Here is a 16,078-nt window from a genome sequence, read left to right as displayed (position 1 = left end):
CGATCGACGAGATGTTGACGATGTGACCACTGCGCTGGCGACGCATGTGCGGCAGGACAGCGCGGGTGACGTTCAGGACACCGAACACGTTGGTAGCGAACAGTCGCTCGGTTTCGCTGGCGCTGGTTTCTTCCACCGCACCCAGTACACCGAAACCGGCATTGTTGATGACGACATCGATACGACCAAAACGCTTGATGCCTTCCGCGACAGCCTGATGCGATTCTTCTTCGCTGGTCACGTCCAGGCGTACAGCCAGGAGGTTCGGGTGAGTACCCAGGCGGTCAGTGATGTCTTGCGGTTTGCGAGCGGTGGCAATCACTGCGTCGCCGGCACGCAGGGCGTGTTCTGCGATGAGGGTGCCAAAACCACGGGAAGCTCCAGTAATGAACCAAGTACGCATATCAACTCCTCCTGTCAGCGACCCGAGCGTTATTGCCGGGCCTTCTCGATGAGTTGATGCCACTTTAAAGCCATGGTACTTATGTGATAATCCCACTTATTTCGCATGACTTGGTGAAAAGGACTCATGAATGAAAGCTCCTAGCACTGCCGACTTGACGATCTTCCTAGCCATTGCGCAGCACCTGAATTTCAGCCGTGCTGCGGTCGAACTGGGCCTGTCACCTTCAGCTCTAAGTCACTCTTTGCGCGCCTTGGAAAACCGCCTGGGCGTACGTTTATTCAACCGAACCACTCGAAGTGTCGCCCTGACAGAAGCTGGGGAGCGACTCTACTCACGCTTGAAACCGGCTTTTCGGGACATTGATGATGCCCTTGAAGACCTCAATAATTTTCGAGACAAGCCCTCCGGCAACTTGCGCATCACTGCCGGTCGCCAGGCGTGTGAACTGGTGCTTTTACCGATACTCAGCCAGTACCTGCAGGAGTATCCGGACATCAGATTGGAGGTGGTCGAAAACGATGCGTTGGTGGACGTAGTGGCGGGAGGCTTTGACGCCGGTGTTCGGTTTGGCAATCGCCTGGAAGCCGACATGGTGTCACTGCCAATAGGCCCAAACATGCGCTCGGTGGTCGTAGGCACACCGGCTTTCTTCGAGCGTTATGCGATCCCGCAAAAACCAGAGGATCTACACGGTTTGCCGTGTATCCGTCATCGGTTCCCCAGTGGTTCACTGTACCGATGGGAGTTCGAGCGCGGTGGGATCGCCCAGGAAATTGAAGTCAGCGGCCCGCTGACCCTGGGTGATGTGAGTCTGATGGTAGGCCCTGCATTGCAAGGGGTTGGTCTAGCCTACGTTTTCGAGGATATGGTCAGCGACCATTTGGCCGACGGGCGTTTGATTCAGGTGTTGGCGGACTGGTGCCCCTTCTATCCTGGCCTGCACCTTTACTACCCCAGCCGCCGTCACGTGCCGGCGCCACTCAAGGCATTCATCGAGTTTGCCCGCGCGGCTCGTCCAAAGGCGTGAATGAGTTACGCATGTTCAGGGAATACTATGAAATCTTTCGGTACGAATGTACCAAACGTGGCCTGTACAAGCTCATTTGGTAGGTGCTAAAGCTTCAGTGAAATCGACCCCATCGTGGCGGAGAACAACCATGCGTCAGGATCACCTGGATGGATTGGTAACCTTCATGGCGGTGGCGGAGGAAAAAGGTTTTTCCAATGCTGCAGTGAAACTTGGCATTTCACCTTCAGCGGTCAGCCAAAGCATCCGGGTGCTGGAGCAGCGGCTGGGCCTGGTACTGTTCAACCGCACGACCCGCAGCGTATGCCTGACAGAGATAGGAGAACGTTACCTAGAGCGAGTACAGCCGGCGCTTGAGCAATTGTCGAATGCCTCCCAAGAGCTTGGCCGGGAGGCCAATCATCCTGCAGGCCTCCTACGGGTCAACGTGCCCCGTGCTGCCTACTTAATTGTCCTGCAACCGATTTTGCGCCGGTTCATGGCCGCTTACCCCGAGATCAATTTGGAGATCCGTGCCGAAAATCATCTTGTGGATATTGTCGGCCAGGGATTCGATGCCGGCATCCGCTTCGGTAACGCGGTTGAAAAAGACATGGTCGCCTTGGCTATCGGCCCTCCCCTTAAAGCGCAAATTATCGCTTCGCCCGAGTACCTCACTCAGTTTGGTCAACCGGAGCATCCGCGCGACCTGTTGCAGCATGACTGCATCAGCTTCCGCCATTCCTCCAGCGGGCAGATCGAGCGCTGGGAGTTCGACAACGGCCAGGAGAAAATCGATCTACAGATAAAAGGCCGGTTGATCCTCAACGACTCCGAAATACTGGTTCGCTCAGCATTGGACGGGCTTGGTATCGCGTACATGATCAATGGATACATTGAGCCCTTTATCCAACAAGGGCGGTTGTTACGGTTCCTAGAGGAGTGGAGCCCAGTGATCCCTCCCCTCCACCTCTACTATCCAGACCGCCGGCGCGTCCCTGCCAAGTTACGAGTCTTCATCGACTTCTTGCGAAGCGAGCATGCAGAAGCGCAACCGGAGGGGCTCATACTCTAATCCGATTCAGACGACCGCGGTCGCTGCAGTTTCGAGCGCTACGCCCTCCTCCAACCAGAGCACCCTATCGGCCGCAAGAATAGCCGCTGGGCGATGGGCGATCACGATCCGCGTTTGCTGAGGACGGAAGGCCACAATACCTGCCAAAACACTTGCCTCAGTTTGTGAGTCCAGCGCGGAGGTAGCCTCGTCAAGTACCAACACCGAAGCATCCGCGAGCAACGCCCGAGCCAGTGCGATGCGTTGACGCTGACCGCCAGATAGCAACGCCCCATAGCTGCCTACATGCGTGTCATAGCCGTCCGGTAACGCCATGATAAAATCATGTGCGCAAGCGGCAGTCGCCGCGGCCACAATCTCCTCAATGCTTGCCTTGGGCTTTGAGTAACTGATGTTGTCACGAATAGAGCGACTCAACAGCACTGCGTCTTGGCCAACCATGGATACGGAGCGACGAAGAACATCCAACGGTAACGTGGAGATGTCACGACCATCCAACAAGACCTGCCCACTATCAGGTTCGTAGAATCGCTGCAGCAACTTGGATACCGTTGATTTTCCGGATCCACTGGCGCCAGCGATGGCGACAGTCTCACCGGCCTGTACGTTCAGGTTCAGCCCATCCAGCACAGCAGCACCCGCCCCCGGATAGGTGAACTCGATATTGTCAAAAATCACTTCTCCACGCCGATTCTCAACGCCCGTCAAGGGCTCGCCTGAGCCAGACTCCTCTTGTGGCAAACCAGTCAAAAACAGAGCGTCGGCCGCATCTTCCAGTCCCGACTGGGCTGTCCGCAGGTTCTCACCAAATCCACGCAAGTAGCCCGCCATCAATAAGAACGACGTCACAGCAAAGGCGACGTCACCTGGGCGGGTGGCCCCTTTTGACCAGGCAAGCAATGCCACGCCACTCAGTCCAGCGAGCAGCAACAGCAGCAGCAGGTTTTGCATAAGGCCCAGATCAACCACTCGACGCCAGGCTTTCGAAGAAGCCTGCCCCCATTCTTGAGCGACCTCCTCCATGCGAGCGCGCTCACGGGTCTCCGCTCTGAAGCTCTTGATTGTCGTAGCGGCAGCCAGCACGTCAGCGGCCAGCCCGCTCAGTTGCCCGTCGTTGAAATTGGCGTTCAGATGAGCCGGGCGTATCCACTGCATGCCCACCACCAAGTTACTTACGATGAACGCAATCGCTACCAGTAGCGCAAAGACGCCGGCCAATGGTTCGCGCCAGCCGATCATCACGACCAGGCCCAACAACACCATCAAAGCGGGCCCTAGGTGCACCGTGACAGCGTCAGTGACTTTGTCATAGCCGGACATCGAGCGGCGTAAGCGGCGCAAGGTGTCACCGGACGACTGCACTGCATGCCAGTGCGCGGGAGCGGACAGCACATGCTCGAAACTCTTCAGCAGCACCGCTTGCATATTTCTCGACGCAAGCGGGATCCACAACCGGTGAGCAAGGTTTCGGCTGATGGCGAATCCGGCGAAGGCGCCCAGGAGCATAAACCAGTTCTGCCATACCGCATTTGCATCTGTACTTTGCGCGACGCTTTCGATCAGTCTTGCGGAGGCCCATGGCAACAGAAGGTCAAACCCTGTAGCAGCAAGCGTTAGCAAAATACCGGAGAAGAAATACCCACGGCGACGCATCCACATGCTGGCCACAAATCCGAGCACATGGCGATAAGGGTAAGGACGGAAATGCTCGTTCATCACAGCACCTTCGCTTCCAGGCCCACATCGCCATGGGCGATTTGGCATGGCGCTGTATTGAAGAGTTCAAAGCGAGTGATCAAGTGCATTTTCGTCTCCAGAATAAATAGTGGTCGGGCGTGGTAAGCAGTCTCTGTGGTGGATGTATGGTGGGTTTCTCAGCGCCAACGAACAAGGTGGCTTAGACCGTCACCCTTTGAAGCCTTACTTATCAATCCGGACAATTACCCTTAAAAACGAAAAGGCCGCCCGATTAGGGCGGCCTTTGGGAACACCTATGCGTTTAACGCAACGGCTGCCCCTTCATTTCAGGCATACGCATGTAAACCACCGCACTGATCAGGCTGATCACTACCAGGTAGATCCAGAACAAGTGTCCATAACCCGACCCTGTCATTGCCGTCATGATGTAGGGCGAAGTACCACCGAACAGCGTGACAGACAGAGCATAAGGCAAGGCAATCCCGGTAACACGAACCTCAGCGGGGAACTGCTCAGCCATAGTGACTGCCGAGGCGGCCCCAAAGCCGGTCATGATTACCATTGAGATCGTTTGCAAAATGGTCACTTCAACTAGGCTTATGCCTTGGTGCAACAGCCCGAAGCTCGGCCAAGCCCAAAGAGCAGAGCAAAGCGCAAAAGCGATGAGCACTGGACGACGACCGATACGGTCGGCAAGCATGCCGGCAAAGGGCATCAGCAGCAGCGATACACCAACCGCTACGGAGCCTGCCAACAGAGTGTCACGGATTGGCATCCCAGTAATCAGATGTACTTGTGACGGGTAGCTCACCATCCAAACGTAATTCAACAGGTTGCCGGCCATTGCCACACCGATAACCCGGAATACGTCTTTCCGGTGTTTAGTGAAGATGTCACGCAGGGGGCTCTTCTCGACCACCTTTTTTTTCACGCGCGACTGGAACACTTCGGTCTCACGCACCGACAGACGAATCCACAGGGTCAGCAGCCCCATCAATGCAGCGATCACAAACGCTACACGCCAGCCCCACTCTTCCAGCGCGGTGTCGCTGCCGATCGAAGCCAGTACATAGCCCAGCAGGAACGACACCAGGGTACCGGCGTTGATGGCAAACCACTGCCAGGAACCAGCAAAGGCTCGACGATCAGACGGCGCCGATTCGATCAGGAAAGCCGAGGCAGAACCAAACTCGCCGCCGGCCGAGAAGCCTTGGGTCAAACGAGCGAGAACCAGGATGATGGGTGCGGCAATGCCGATGCTTTCATAGTTTGGGCAGATACCGATAACCAAGGAGGCCACCGACATCAACAGGATGGACAGGGTCAGACCCTTCTTCCGTCCATAACGGTCAGCGAAGACACCAAGTACTGCGCCACCGATCGGGCGCATAAGGAAGCCAACGGCAAACACCGCCAGCACCGAGAGCAATGCCGTAAGGCTGTCACCTGCCGGGAAGAATTGGCGAGCTAAAATTGAGGAGAATGTCGCGTAGATCACCCAGTCGGTGTACTCGACGATCGTGCCCAGCGTCGCGGCTACGATGGCTTTACGTTCTGTTTTGTTGAGCGACCTACCTTGGCTTGGCGCAGCAGTTTCGATATTAGGCATGCGGTCAAGAACCGCTTCTTTGTCGTTAGTCATGGTTTGGCTCCCGTGAGCACATTTCTTGTTGTGACGGGAACGATGGCATCGCTAGCCATCGTGGTGAAGCGAGTTTAATGCCGTACTCAATTGAAGTTTGATCAACTCAATTTGGGAGTCAATGTCACTGGTCAGCACATACTAGTGCAGAGCACGTGGCTGAGTTTTTCTCAACCGAAGGCCGCTGAAAATTCCCTTGAACAACACGTGCACAAAGGTCGAATCTGCTGCCAGTCATCAAAGCTCAAACAACAAGAGGCCCGCTGACACTGCCTGTCGCGTGGGCTGAGGAGACACCCGATGTTAAAAGTTGAGAGTTACATCGCCGGCGCTACCCTGCCACCTTGCACCGGCCACTTCGTGGACAAGATTGATCCTCGCAGCGGCGAAAAAATGGGCGAAATCGCTAACAGCGGCCCGCAAGATGTTGAGTTTGCCATCGAAAACGCTAACGAGGCCGTACCTGCCTGGCGTGATATGCGCCCCTCGGAGCGTGGTCGTATTTTGATTGAACTGGCGCGTATTGTGCGTCAGAGTGTCGGTCGTATCGGAGCCCTGGAGAGCGCCGAAACTGGTAAGCCTGGCCAGGAAATGGCCGCTTTGATGGATCTGACTGCCCAATACTTTGAATACTACGCAGGCCTGGTCAACGTCATGGACGGTGAGGTTATCAACCAGGGCCCGAACTATCACGTCTATACCCGCCGCGACCCGTTCGGGGTCATTGGTGTGATCCTGCCATGGAACGCCCCGCTGCATCAGGCCGCCCGCGCCATCGCGCCTGCGCTGGCGACCGGCAACACCGTAGTTGCCAAGCCTTCTGAGCACACCTCTGCGTCGCTCGTTGAGCTCGCGCGTATCGCCGTGGAAGAAGCTGGTCTGCCGCCAGGCGTGTTCAACGTCGTTGTAGGCAAAGGCAGCATCATCGGCCCCGTCATGGCGCGCCATCCATTGATGCGGAAGATCTCCTTCACCGGTGGCCTGACTGCTGGACAGGAGCTAGGACGCATTGCTGCAGAGCGCATCCTGCCACTGACGCTGGAGCTGGGTGGTAAATCTGCCAACATCGTATTCAACGACGCTGACCTGGCCGCTGCCGCCAAAGGCGCTACCCGCGCATTCACCTGGAACAGCGGTCAGTGGTGTGCAGCCGGTACTCGCCTGCTGGTACAAGAAGACATTCACGATCAGTTCGTTGAGAAATTTATCGCTGAAGTCGCAGCGCTGAATGTCGGGCCGGACTTTGACTCCACCTCAGGGCCGATCACCACCGAAGCCCAGTTCAAGAAAATTCAAAGCTACTTCGAAGTGGCGGAGCGTGAAGGTCTCAAACCAGCTATCGGTGGCAAAGTTGCAACTGGCGAACACCTGGGCAACGGCTGGTATATTGAACCGACCGTTTACACTGGCGTGCACAATGACATGACGCTGGCTAGAGAAGAGATTTTCGGGCCGATCGTCTGTGTCATCCCATTCAAAGATGAAGCAGACGCCCTGCGCATCGCCAACGATAGCGATTTTGGTCTGGGGGCCGGTATTTGGAGTCGTGATATTGGTCGCGTCCACCGGGTTGCCGCCGGCCTGGATGCCGGGCGGATCGTCGTCAACGAGTACAGTGGCGGATTCGTACAGACCCCTTGTGGCGGCTTTAAGCAAAGCGGCTACGGGCGCGAGCAGGGCATTGATGCGTTGTCCCATTACACCCAGCTCAAGTCAGTCATCATCCGCCTCTGATACCTCTCCTCCTCCGCGAAAACCGACACCCTTCCGTGATTGAATCACGGCGGGGTGTTGTCGTTTGACAAAGTGTTTCGCTTGAGCTTTTGTCATGCTAAAAATACGGTCATCTATGCCCTACAAGAAGATCCCCATGAAGGACAAACTGCCGCCGCTCAATGCTGTCCGCGCCTTCGAAGCGGTTGCTCGCCACCTGAGTATTACTTTGGCTGCTGAAGAGCTGAACGTCACCCCTGGTGCCGTTTCGCGCCAGATCCGTACGCTAGAAGATTTCATGGAGCAGCCGCTGTTTACCCGCGGTCATCGACAGGTCAGCCTGACACCCGCTGGAGAGCAGTATTTCAACGCGGTGGCACGCTTCATTGAAGAGCTGCGCAGTGCAACACGCCACTTAAAGCGACCGACCAAACGCCGGCAGATCAAGGTGCGCGCCTACACCACCTTTGCCATGCAATGGCTCATCCCGCGCCTGGCCAGTTTTCATCAAGAGAACCCCAAGATCGAGGTGTTACTGACTGCATCGCTGGATCCGGTCGATTTTCAAAAGGAAGACCTGGATGCAGCCATACGCCTTGGCGCGGGGGACTGGCCCAATTGCAACAGCTATGTGCTCAGTGACAACCTGCTTGCGCCAGTGTGCAGCCCCGCCTTGCTCAATACTGAGCCTGGCCTGAAATCTCCAGCAGACGTCGCTGAGTACACGATGCTGCACTCCATCGCCCGCCCTGACGACTGGGCTTACTGGCTGGAGGCAACGGGTTTCATTGGTCAGGTTGATGCCAGCGCCGGCATGATCTACCAGAGCTCATCGATGGTCTATGCAGCGGCTATCGGTGGCCAAGGTATTGCTATGGCCCAATTGTTTTTGGTCGGAAAGGAGCTTCGCGAAGGCACGCTAGTACGTCCGTTCGAGCAAACAGTCGACCGTGGTGCGTACACCTATTATCTGCTAACTCCCAAGCATCGCCCCGAGCGCGAAGACATGACGATCTTCCGCGAGTGGATTCTGGAACAGGCGCGCATAACCCGTTCCGCAGAATAAAAAATCCCGGCTTAGGCCGGGATTCATGTCTTACTTATCGTAGGGCGTAGCCCCCTCGGTTTCACGTATAGCACCGCTCTGCAGCAGCCGGTCTATTTCCTCTTCGTTGAACGCAAACTCTCTCAATACCTTGCGCGAGTGCTCCCCCAGGTCGGGTGCCGGCCGATAGGGCTCGGCTGCAGCAGCCGCACTGTTGACCGGGAAGCCCACAGTACGCAACGTACCAAAACGGGGATGCTCAACACTGGCCAACATGCCGTTCTCGGCCAGTTGCGGATGCTTGAGCAAGTCACTGTAGTCCGCAACTTTCGCACACAGGATATCGGCTTCGCGTAACACTTCGAGCCAATAGGCTGTCGGACGGGTGAGGAAGACCGAATCAAGCGAAGCCTGCATCACTCCCCGATTGCTTACCCGATTACTAGAACTGTCGAAGCGCGGGTCATTTGTCCACTCTTCACGTCCAAGCACAGTACAGAGACGCTCCCAGCGATTGCCGTTGTACGCGGCCACCATGATCCAGCCATCCGACGTGCAGAAGGCCTCGTTGGGCGCCGCATACGGTGCCGCACTGCCAATAGGCTTAGGCAGCTGCCCATCTCGGAGGAAGCTAGTGATTGAGGATTGCTGCAACGCCAGGGCACTGTTCATCAAGCTGACGTCCAGGTGACCTCCCAGGCCGGTGACGTGGCGCGCTTGCAGCTTGGCAAGAATCGACATGCTCGCCATGTAGCCGGTCACCACATCAACGATCGGCGCCTGCACTTTGCACGGTGGCGAGTTTGGCAAACCGATCAGACTCATCAATCCAGAGTCCGCCTGAAGAATGCCATCAACACCCGCGCGCTCAGCGTACGGGCCATGCTGCCCATAGGCAGAGATCGAGCAGTAAATAAGCTTAGGGTTTACCTCAGCTACTGCCTCATAGCCCAGTCCCAGGCGAGCCATCACACCTGGACGCATGCTTTCGATCAGCACGTCAGCTTCGGCCACCATACGCATCACAACAGCCAGGCTTTCCGGGTGTTTGAGATCGAGGCAAACGCCCAACTTTCCTCGGTTAAAGCCATGGTATAGCGCACTGGATTCACCGACCCAAGCTGGGCCGAGGGTACGGCCCAGTTCGCCTTCTGGCGGCTCAATCTTGATCACCTGCGCCCCCATATCCGCCAGCAACATGGTGCAGGTCGGCCCGGCGGCGATCTGGGTGAAGTCCAGAACAGTCAGCCCCTTCAAAGCTTCACGCAACATAGCATCGCCCTCCTGGGTTGAAGGTGCAGGGATTTTTTATTGTCATGATTCCCTCCAGATTCTAACGGCCCAGATACTGCGGTGAGCGTTTCTCGGCAAATGCTGCGCGACCTTCAAGACGATCCTCGGTATCGCGCAATACTCCCCAATACAGTTCGGTCAATCGCTGAGCGTCGCGGTCAGACAGGTGAGCGGTTTGGGTCGACAGCGATTGCAGCGCCTGTATTGCCAACGGTGCTGCGGCTGCAATGCGCTCAGCCAGAGCGAAAGCACGCTCTGTAAGCTCTTGCTGGGTGCTGACAACTTCCGACACGAGGCCAATCATCGACGCGTGAACGGCATCAATACGCTGTCCAGTCAGTGCCATCTGCATCGCATGGGCCGAAGGGACAGCCCGCAGCAAGCGATGAAGCCCGGAAACCGCCGGAATGGAGCCAACTACCGCTTCAGGCAAGCCGAAACTGGCATTGCCCGATGCAATACGCAGGCTGCATTGCAATGCCAACTCCAACCCACCACCGAGGCAGTGGCCGTTAACGGCAGCGATCAGCGGCTTTCGGAGGTCAAGGTCAGTCAGATCCATCAGCCGGATGTAGAGGCCTGCATCGGCCGCTGCCTCGTTCTCCAAAAACAGGGCTTCGGCGTAAGATGCAGACGATTCGCGTGTGCTCTTCAGATCAGCACCAACGCAGAAGGCTCGGTCACCGCTGCCGGTGATGATCGCAGTTCGAATTTCACGGCGGTCGCGCACCTCTGCAAGGTGCGCACGCAGCTCACGCAAGGAGTCCAGGTTCAGTGCGTTCAAGGCTTCGGGGCGATCCAGCGTAATTTTCGCTACCGCACCGTGCAGCTCCAAAGTTACAGGCATGGAAACCTCCTTCAGACGCTGGCCGAAGACAGGCTTCGTCCACCGCAGACGTACAAGGTTTGACCGGTAATGTAGCTACTTGCCGGGTCGAGGAAGAATTCCACAGCATTGGCAATGTCGTCCGGAGTACCGATACGCTTGACCGGGACGGTGTCCTTCAGCCGCGCTTGAACCGCCTCGTCAAAGCTCTGGAACAGCGGCGTATCAACGATACCCGGGGCAATGGTGTTGACCGTGATGCCCTTGGCCGCGAACTCGATCGCCAGGCTACGGGTCAGACTAACCACACCGCCTTTGGCGGCTGAATAGTTAGCCTGGCCGAAACCACCCAGCCACGCACGCGAGGACAAGTTGACGATTCGGCCGAAGCTGCGATCCAGCATCAATGGCAATGCAGCTTTGCAACAGAGGAACTGCGCGCGCAGGTTGGTGTTCACCACCAGATCCCAGTCTTCCTCAGTCATTTTCAGGAAGCGTTTATCGCGCACTACCCCAGCGTTGTTCACCAGGAAGTCCAGGGCACCATGGGTTTCGCCGATTTGCGCGAAAGCACGGTCGACTGCGGCGGCTTCGGTCAGATCCAGGGCGATTCCGTGGACGCGCAGACCTTCGGCAGTGAGGCGCTCGACAGCTTCATTCAGCACCTGCTCATCGCGATCCAGTAGGTAGGTGGTAACGCCCGATTCCGCCAGGCGTTGAGCGATTCGCAGGCCAATGCCACGAGCAGCGCCGGTGACGGCGGCTACCTGGCCGTTATGAAAACGTTGTGCCGACATATCACACCCCCAGTACGTGGACGGACGACGCCGCATGGTCAACCCCGGCAATCCCGCCGCCGGTGCATTGCGCTACGCCGATACGTGGAGCATTGGCCTGGCGTTTTCCGGCGCGGCCTTGCAATTGCCACATCAGTTCGACCATTTGCGCTACACCCGTTGCACCCAGTGGATGGCCCTTGGCGAGCAAGCCGCCGCTTGGGTTGACCGGAACACGCCCACCGATTTGGGTAGCGCCGGATTTAAGCAGAGCTACGGCTTCTCCGTGCGGTGCCAGACCGAGGGCTTCGTAGTACAACAACTCAGCGATGGTGAAGGCGTCATGCAGTTCGACTACACCGATATCGCGCGGATCGATGCCAGCCTGCTCGTAAGCCTGGCGAGCAGCACGTGCAGTAATTTCCGCATCCAGGATGTCGTCGCGCGCACCTTCAACCAGACCGGAAACGACGGTGGAGCCAAGGACACGAACATCTTTGGCGTGAGGGCCAGCACGTTTGCTCAGCACAAGTGCAGCGGCGCCGTCTACTTGCGATGGGCAGCACTGCAGCAGCGTCAGTGGATCCGCAATCATGCGCGAAGCCAGTACTTCTTCCAGGGTCACGGTAGTTTGTTGCTGCGCATACTCATTCAGCGAGCCGTGGTAACGGTTCTTCACGGCAATCGCAGCTAGATCAGCTGGCTGTGCATCACGCTCGTGCAGGAAACGAGTGGCACGCATTGCGTACACTGCTGGCAGTACCATGCCGGCTTGGGCGAACAGGTCGGTTTTCTCGTCATTGCGCTGCATTGGAATGGTGCCGCCGCCCAGTTGGGTCAGCTGCTCGATACCAAAGACCAGAACAGTGTCGTACTGCTCGGCGATTAATGCGTGGCGCGCCAGGTGTACGGCGGTGGCGCCACTGGCGCAAGCATTCTCGATGTTGTAAACCGGGATCCCTGCCAGACCGAGGTCACGTAGGATCACTTGACCCAGAATCATTCCACCCAGAACGTTGGCGCAGTAGATCGCCTGAATATCCTTGAGCTCAATACCGGCATCGGCTACGGCAGCCAGAATCGCCTGCTGAGCGAGCTCCGGGGCTTTCACCCCTGGGTGCTTACCAAAGCGGGTCATCGCCCCGCCCATAACGTGCATGGCTGTCATTGCGCATCCTCCACCAATTCAAAGACATAGCCAAAGGTTTCGTCCGGCAACACCCGGCAAACATCGCCGATCTCAGGGCGCCGTGGGCCGTTCACACGACCGAACAACCGCACTGGGCCAGGCATGTCCACATAACCAAGGGCAAACGGCTGCAGCCCGCTCTTGGGGCTTGGATTGATGATGGTGTAGCTGTAAATCCAACCTTCGCCGGCCAGGACGACCGCGTCGTACTGTTCAGCCAGCGGGGAATGGGCAGAGACAGGCGGGAAAACCAGATCACCCGATACACGATGACGGGATGCCAGCAACCTCGAGGGTGCCTGGCTGCTCCAAAGGGATGTATTCATTGTTCGACCTCCAGTAACAGATGCCGCGATCGCGGCGCCGTGGAAGCCATGTTCAACAGTCCGGGGAGGCCAGACAAACGATATAAAGACGCCTTTGGTTTGAGAAAAATTCAAATCGCATGTCGCAACGAGACCCGCACCAAACGAACCCGCACCGCCACTTCCAAAACTGCACGCGAGGAGCTCTGTGCTAATCGCCTGCCAGGTGCCCGCCAATGCGTCGGACGGCGGGCACCCAGTCGTTTTTCTCAAGCCTTTTTCAGAGCTGCCGGATCAATTGGTAAGGTGCGCAGTCGCTTGCCAGTAGCGGCATAAATTGCGTTCACCACAGCCGGTGCGATGGTCACCGTCGACACCTCTCCCAAACCACCGGGAGACTCATCACTCTCCACTCGCCAAGTTTCGATTTGTGGCGTTTCATTGATACGCAAGACACGATAGGTGTCGAAGTTACCTTGCTCGACCTTGCCATCCTTGAATGTGATGTTGCCAAACAGCACTGCGCTCAAGCCAAAAATCGTGCCACCCTGCACCTGCGCAACTACGCTGTCAGGGTTGATCGCAATGCCGCAATCCACCACGGTAGAGACCTTGTGCACGCGCACCTCACCACTGGGACTGACGCTGACCTCCGCAACCTGGGCGGCATAGGTACTGAAGCACGAAGTCAAGGCGAGACCACGGCCACGCCCAGGGGCGACAGGCGTATCCCACCCAGATTTTTCCCTGAGCATCTGCAGTACTTTGACCGCCCGCGGATGCTTCTGAAGAAGCGGATAGCGATACTCAAACGGGTCAGAGCCGCTGAGCTGTATCAACTCATCAAGCAGTCCTTCGACCATAAATGCGTTTTGCGTGTGCCCTACCCCACGCCAGAACGCCGGTGTAATACCCTTGGGGGGTTCGTGGCGAACGTAGTGCACGCTGAGCGCTGGGAACGCGTAAGGGCCGCTAGCATCACGAATGGCGTCGCGGTCAATACCATCGGTAAAAGCAGCCGGTAACCAGCGCGCAAGGATCGAGCCTCCAGTGACCTTGTGCGTCCAGGCAATCGGTTTTCCCTTGTCGTCCAGGCCTGCACTGAGGTGGTTGTAGTGGAACGGTCGTAGCGTGCTATGACGCGTGTCCTCCTCGCGAGACCAAATGACCTTCAAGGGATAATCAACCTGGCGAGCAAGCTTCACTGCGTCTTCGACGAAATCGACCTCCAGCCGTCTGCCGAAGCCTCCACCGATGAGATGGTTATGCACCTGTACCGACTCTTCCGGCAGCCCGGTGATTTTCGCGGCTACGGCCTTGGCCCTCGCCGGTACCTGAATGCCCAGCCACAGATCACAGCCATCCTTGCGGACATGCACGGTACAGTTGACAGGCTCAAGGCACGCATGGGCCAGGAACGGTATTTGATAGACCGCCTCGATTTTTTTGGCTGATTTGGCAAGCGCCTCTTTGGCGTTGCCTTCGTTTTGCACTTCAAGTCCTGGCTCCATTGACGCTGCCATGATGTTCTTGAGCATCGACTCACTCGAGACGCTGGCATTCTCACCGCCATTCCATTTGACCTGCAGCATCGCCAAGGCCTTACGCGCAGCCCCCATATGGTCGGCAACCACTGCCACTGAATTATCGGTGCGCAACACCTGGCGAACACCCTTCACCGTCATCGCCGGTGCAGGGTCAACAGAGTCCAGCGTTCCTCCTACGATGGGACACAGCATCACCGCTGCCACCTTCACACCTTCCGGGCGAGCATCGATGCCGAAGACAGCTTTCCCGTTGACCTTGTCAGGCGTGTCGGTACGCTTAGCGGGTGTCCCAATCAGCTTGAACTCCCGCGGATCCTTCAACGCGACAGTCTCTGGCATTGGCAGTTGCGCCGCTGCATCTGCCAACTCTCCATATCCGGCGCGCTTCCCGCTCTCTGGATGCGAGACGAAGCCCTTGTCAGCCTTGCAACTGCTGGCTGGAACGCCCCATTGATTCGCCGCAGCGGTGATTAGGAGAGTCCGTGCGGTCGCCCCTGCTTCACGGAGCGGCTTCCAGTTTGCAGGTACCGATGTGGAACCACCTGTTACCTGGAACCCCAGCATCGGGTTGGCGTAGCGCTTATCGTCAGCGGGCGCATGCTCTATCACGACCTGATCGAGACCGACCTCGAGCTCTTCAGCAATCAGCGCCGGCATGGAGGTGTAGGTACCCTGCCCCATTTCGACCGGTTGAATGGTCAGGAAAACCCGTCCCTCGCGATCAACTCGAATATAGGCATTAGGAGAGAATTCTGCGCCCTGCGCGAACGCGCCCCGCATAGAAATCGGCAGTGAGAAACTGATCAACAAACCACCGCCAAGGGCGGCGCCTGCAATGATGAAGCTGCGCCGGTTAAGTCCGACAGGTTCCTGTGAAGGGTCTTGTGGCGGCAAGGAGGGATGCGTGTTCATGAGCGTTGCTCCGCTGTGCTTTGGCCAGATTGACCAGACGCAACCTTGATCGCCTCACGAATTCGCACGTAGGTGCCGCAGCGACAAATATTACCTGCCATTGCGCCATCAATGGCCTGGTCGTCCGGCTTTGGGTTGCTGGTCAGCAATGCAGTAGCAGACATGATCTGTCCTGACTGACAGTACCCACATTGCACCACTTCTTGAGCCAGCCAGGCCGCCTGCACGCGTTTCCCGACTTCGGTCGCACCTACCCCCTCAATCGTGGTGATCTGGGCTGATACCAAGGCGCTTACAGGCATCATGCATGAGCGTATGGCTGTGCCGTTCATATGGACGGTGCATGCCCCACAGAGCGCCATCCCACACCCGAACTTGGTGCCTGTCATACCAAGAACATCACGCAACACCCACAACAGCGGAGTGTCAGGATCGACGTCCACTTCATGAACGGCACCATTGATGTTGAGAGTTTGACTCATACGACCTCCTGACCCATTCAATCGTGAACCATCTGTGCGGGAGGGCGACCGGGAAACATCCTTGTACGTGTATCAATCTGTTTCAGCCGCGACAAAACCTCCGGGCAATTCGCCCTTCACAAGCGTAGAGAGTTTGCTATTTGGAATTGGCGTGTTTTGCTGC

14 protein-coding genes are annotated in these 16,078 nt (G+C 57.2%); 4 read left to right on the top strand and 10 right to left on the bottom strand.

Annotation, left to right across the window (positions count from 1 at the left end):
* The coding region (locus IX761_RS15860; protein WP_194790512.1) for an SDR family NAD(P)-dependent oxidoreductase at positions 1–403 on the bottom strand (403 nt) is incomplete at its 3' end.
* A 130-nt stretch (positions 404–533) separates the two neighbouring features.
* Here IX761_RS15860 and IX761_RS15855 point away from each other — a divergent pair.
* Together IX761_RS15855 and IX761_RS15850 are read left to right on the top strand one after the other, a co-directional pair.
* Entirely contained in the window at positions 534–1,433 is a 900-nt protein-coding gene (locus IX761_RS15855; protein WP_194790511.1) for a LysR family transcriptional regulator, read from the top strand.
* Positions 1,434–1,563: 130 nt separating this feature from the next.
* Complete coding sequence (locus tag IX761_RS15850) at positions 1,564–2,487, top strand: LysR family transcriptional regulator (RefSeq protein ID WP_194790510.1); 924 nt, start codon at positions 1,564–1,566, stop codon at positions 2,485–2,487.
* Between the two features lie 6 nt (positions 2,488–2,493).
* Here IX761_RS15850 and IX761_RS15845 read toward each other — a convergent pair whose 3' ends face one another.
* Both IX761_RS15845 and IX761_RS15840 read right to left on the bottom strand, forming a co-directional pair.
* Complete coding sequence (locus IX761_RS15845) at positions 2,494–4,203, bottom strand: ABC transporter ATP-binding protein (RefSeq protein WP_194790509.1); 1,710 nt, start codon at positions 4,201–4,203, stop codon at positions 2,494–2,496.
* 283 nt (positions 4,204–4,486) lie between these two features.
* The gene (locus IX761_RS15840) at positions 4,487–5,794 is read right to left on the bottom strand and encodes an MFS transporter (protein ID WP_323744576.1); all 1,308 of its coding nucleotides are present in this window, start codon (positions 5,792–5,794) and stop codon (positions 4,487–4,489) included.
* 333 nt (positions 5,795–6,127) lie between these two features.
* On the opposite strand from IX761_RS15840, the gene IX761_RS15835 reads away from it, so the two are divergent.
* Together IX761_RS15835 and gcvA are read left to right on the top strand one after the other, a co-directional pair.
* Entirely contained in the window at positions 6,128–7,561 is a 1,434-nt protein-coding gene (locus tag IX761_RS15835; protein WP_194790507.1) for an aldehyde dehydrogenase family protein, read from the top strand.
* Between the two features lie 136 nt (positions 7,562–7,697).
* The gene (gcvA, locus tag IX761_RS15830) at positions 7,698–8,606 is read left to right on the top strand and encodes a transcriptional regulator GcvA (RefSeq protein WP_194790506.1); all 909 of its coding nucleotides are present in this window, start codon (positions 7,698–7,700) and stop codon (positions 8,604–8,606) included.
* Between the two features lie 30 nt (positions 8,607–8,636).
* Here gcvA and IX761_RS15825 read toward each other — a convergent pair whose 3' ends face one another.
* The 7 genes from IX761_RS15825 to IX761_RS15795 form a co-directional block, all read right to left on the bottom strand.
* On the bottom strand, positions 8,637–9,857 hold the full coding sequence (locus IX761_RS15825; protein WP_194790505.1) for a CaiB/BaiF CoA transferase family protein: 1,221 nt from the start codon (positions 9,855–9,857) through the stop codon (positions 8,637–8,639).
* A 61-nt stretch (positions 9,858–9,918) separates the two neighbouring features.
* Positions 9,919–10,725, bottom strand: a complete 807-nt coding sequence (locus IX761_RS15820) for an enoyl-CoA hydratase/isomerase family protein (protein WP_194790504.1) — start codon at positions 10,723–10,725, stop codon at positions 9,919–9,921.
* Positions 10,726–10,736: 11 nt separating this feature from the next.
* Complete coding sequence (locus tag IX761_RS15815) at positions 10,737–11,501, bottom strand: SDR family NAD(P)-dependent oxidoreductase (RefSeq protein ID WP_194790503.1); 765 nt, start codon at positions 11,499–11,501, stop codon at positions 10,737–10,739.
* Position 11,502: 1 nt separating this feature from the next.
* Positions 11,503–12,648 carry a thiolase family protein gene (locus tag IX761_RS15810; protein ID WP_194790502.1) on the bottom strand — a complete coding sequence of 382 codons (1,146 nt, stop codon included), beginning with the start codon at positions 12,646–12,648 and terminating at the stop codon, positions 11,503–11,505.
* On the bottom strand, positions 12,645–12,995 hold the full coding sequence (locus tag IX761_RS15805; protein ID WP_194790501.1) for a Zn-ribbon domain-containing OB-fold protein: 351 nt from the start codon (positions 12,993–12,995) through the stop codon (positions 12,645–12,647). The genes IX761_RS15810 and IX761_RS15805 overlap by 4 nt, the downstream gene beginning before the upstream one ends.
* Before the next feature lie 248 nt (positions 12,996–13,243).
* Complete coding sequence (locus IX761_RS15800; protein ID WP_194790500.1) at positions 13,244–15,433, bottom strand: xanthine dehydrogenase family protein molybdopterin-binding subunit; 2,190 nt, start codon at positions 15,431–15,433, stop codon at positions 13,244–13,246.
* Positions 15,430–15,915 carry a (2Fe-2S)-binding protein gene (locus IX761_RS15795; protein ID WP_194790499.1) on the bottom strand — a complete coding sequence of 162 codons (486 nt, stop codon included), beginning with the start codon at positions 15,913–15,915 and terminating at the stop codon, positions 15,430–15,432. Before IX761_RS15795 ends, IX761_RS15800 begins: the two co-directional genes overlap by 4 nt.
* Between the last annotated feature and the right edge of the window lie 163 nt (positions 15,916–16,078).

The organism is Pseudomonas sp. UFMG81 (genome assembly GCF_015354575.1).
Taxonomy (GTDB): domain Bacteria; phylum Pseudomonadota; class Gammaproteobacteria; order Pseudomonadales; family Pseudomonadaceae; genus Aquipseudomonas.
Note: the sequence above shows the minus strand (reverse complement) of the source record. Positions and strands in the feature narration are given on the sequence as shown.

Bases quoted from the DNA above. Each gene is read 5' to 3' on its own strand.
- IX761_RS15800 (WP_194790500.1), bottom strand. From the start codon at position 15,433: ATGAACACGCATCCCTCCTTGCCGCCACAAGACCCTTCACAGGAACCT.
- IX761_RS15795 (WP_194790499.1), bottom strand. From the start codon at position 15,915: ATGAGTCAAACTCTCAACATCAATGGTGCCGTTCATGAAGTGGACGTC.
- IX761_RS15850 (WP_194790510.1), top strand. From the start codon at position 1,564: ATGCGTCAGGATCACCTGGATGGATTGGTAACCTTCATGGCGGTGGCG.
- gcvA (WP_194790506.1), top strand. From the start codon at position 7,698: ATGAAGGACAAACTGCCGCCGCTCAATGCTGTCCGCGCCTTCGAAGCG.
- IX761_RS15815 (WP_194790503.1), bottom strand. From the start codon at position 11,501: ATGTCGGCACAACGTTTTCATAACGGCCAGGTAGCCGCCGTCACCGGC.
- IX761_RS15855 (WP_194790511.1), top strand. From the start codon at position 534: ATGAAAGCTCCTAGCACTGCCGACTTGACGATCTTCCTAGCCATTGCG.
- IX761_RS15840 (WP_323744576.1), bottom strand. From the start codon at position 5,794: ATGCCTAATATCGAAACTGCTGCGCCAAGCCAAGGTAGGTCGCTCAAC.
- IX761_RS15810 (WP_194790502.1), bottom strand. From the start codon at position 12,648: ATGACAGCCATGCACGTTATGGGCGGGGCGATGACCCGCTTTGGTAAG.
- IX761_RS15835 (WP_194790507.1), top strand. From the start codon at position 6,128: ATGTTAAAAGTTGAGAGTTACATCGCCGGCGCTACCCTGCCACCTTGC.
- IX761_RS15805 (WP_194790501.1), bottom strand. From the start codon at position 12,995: ATGAATACATCCCTTTGGAGCAGCCAGGCACCCTCGAGGTTGCTGGCA.
- IX761_RS15845 (WP_194790509.1), bottom strand. From the start codon at position 4,203: ATGAACGAGCATTTCCGTCCTTACCCTTATCGCCATGTGCTCGGATTT.
- IX761_RS15825 (WP_194790505.1), bottom strand. From the start codon at position 9,857: ATGTTGCGTGAAGCTTTGAAGGGGCTGACTGTTCTGGACTTCACCCAG.
- IX761_RS15820 (WP_194790504.1), bottom strand. From the start codon at position 10,725: ATGCCTGTAACTTTGGAGCTGCACGGTGCGGTAGCGAAAATTACGCTG.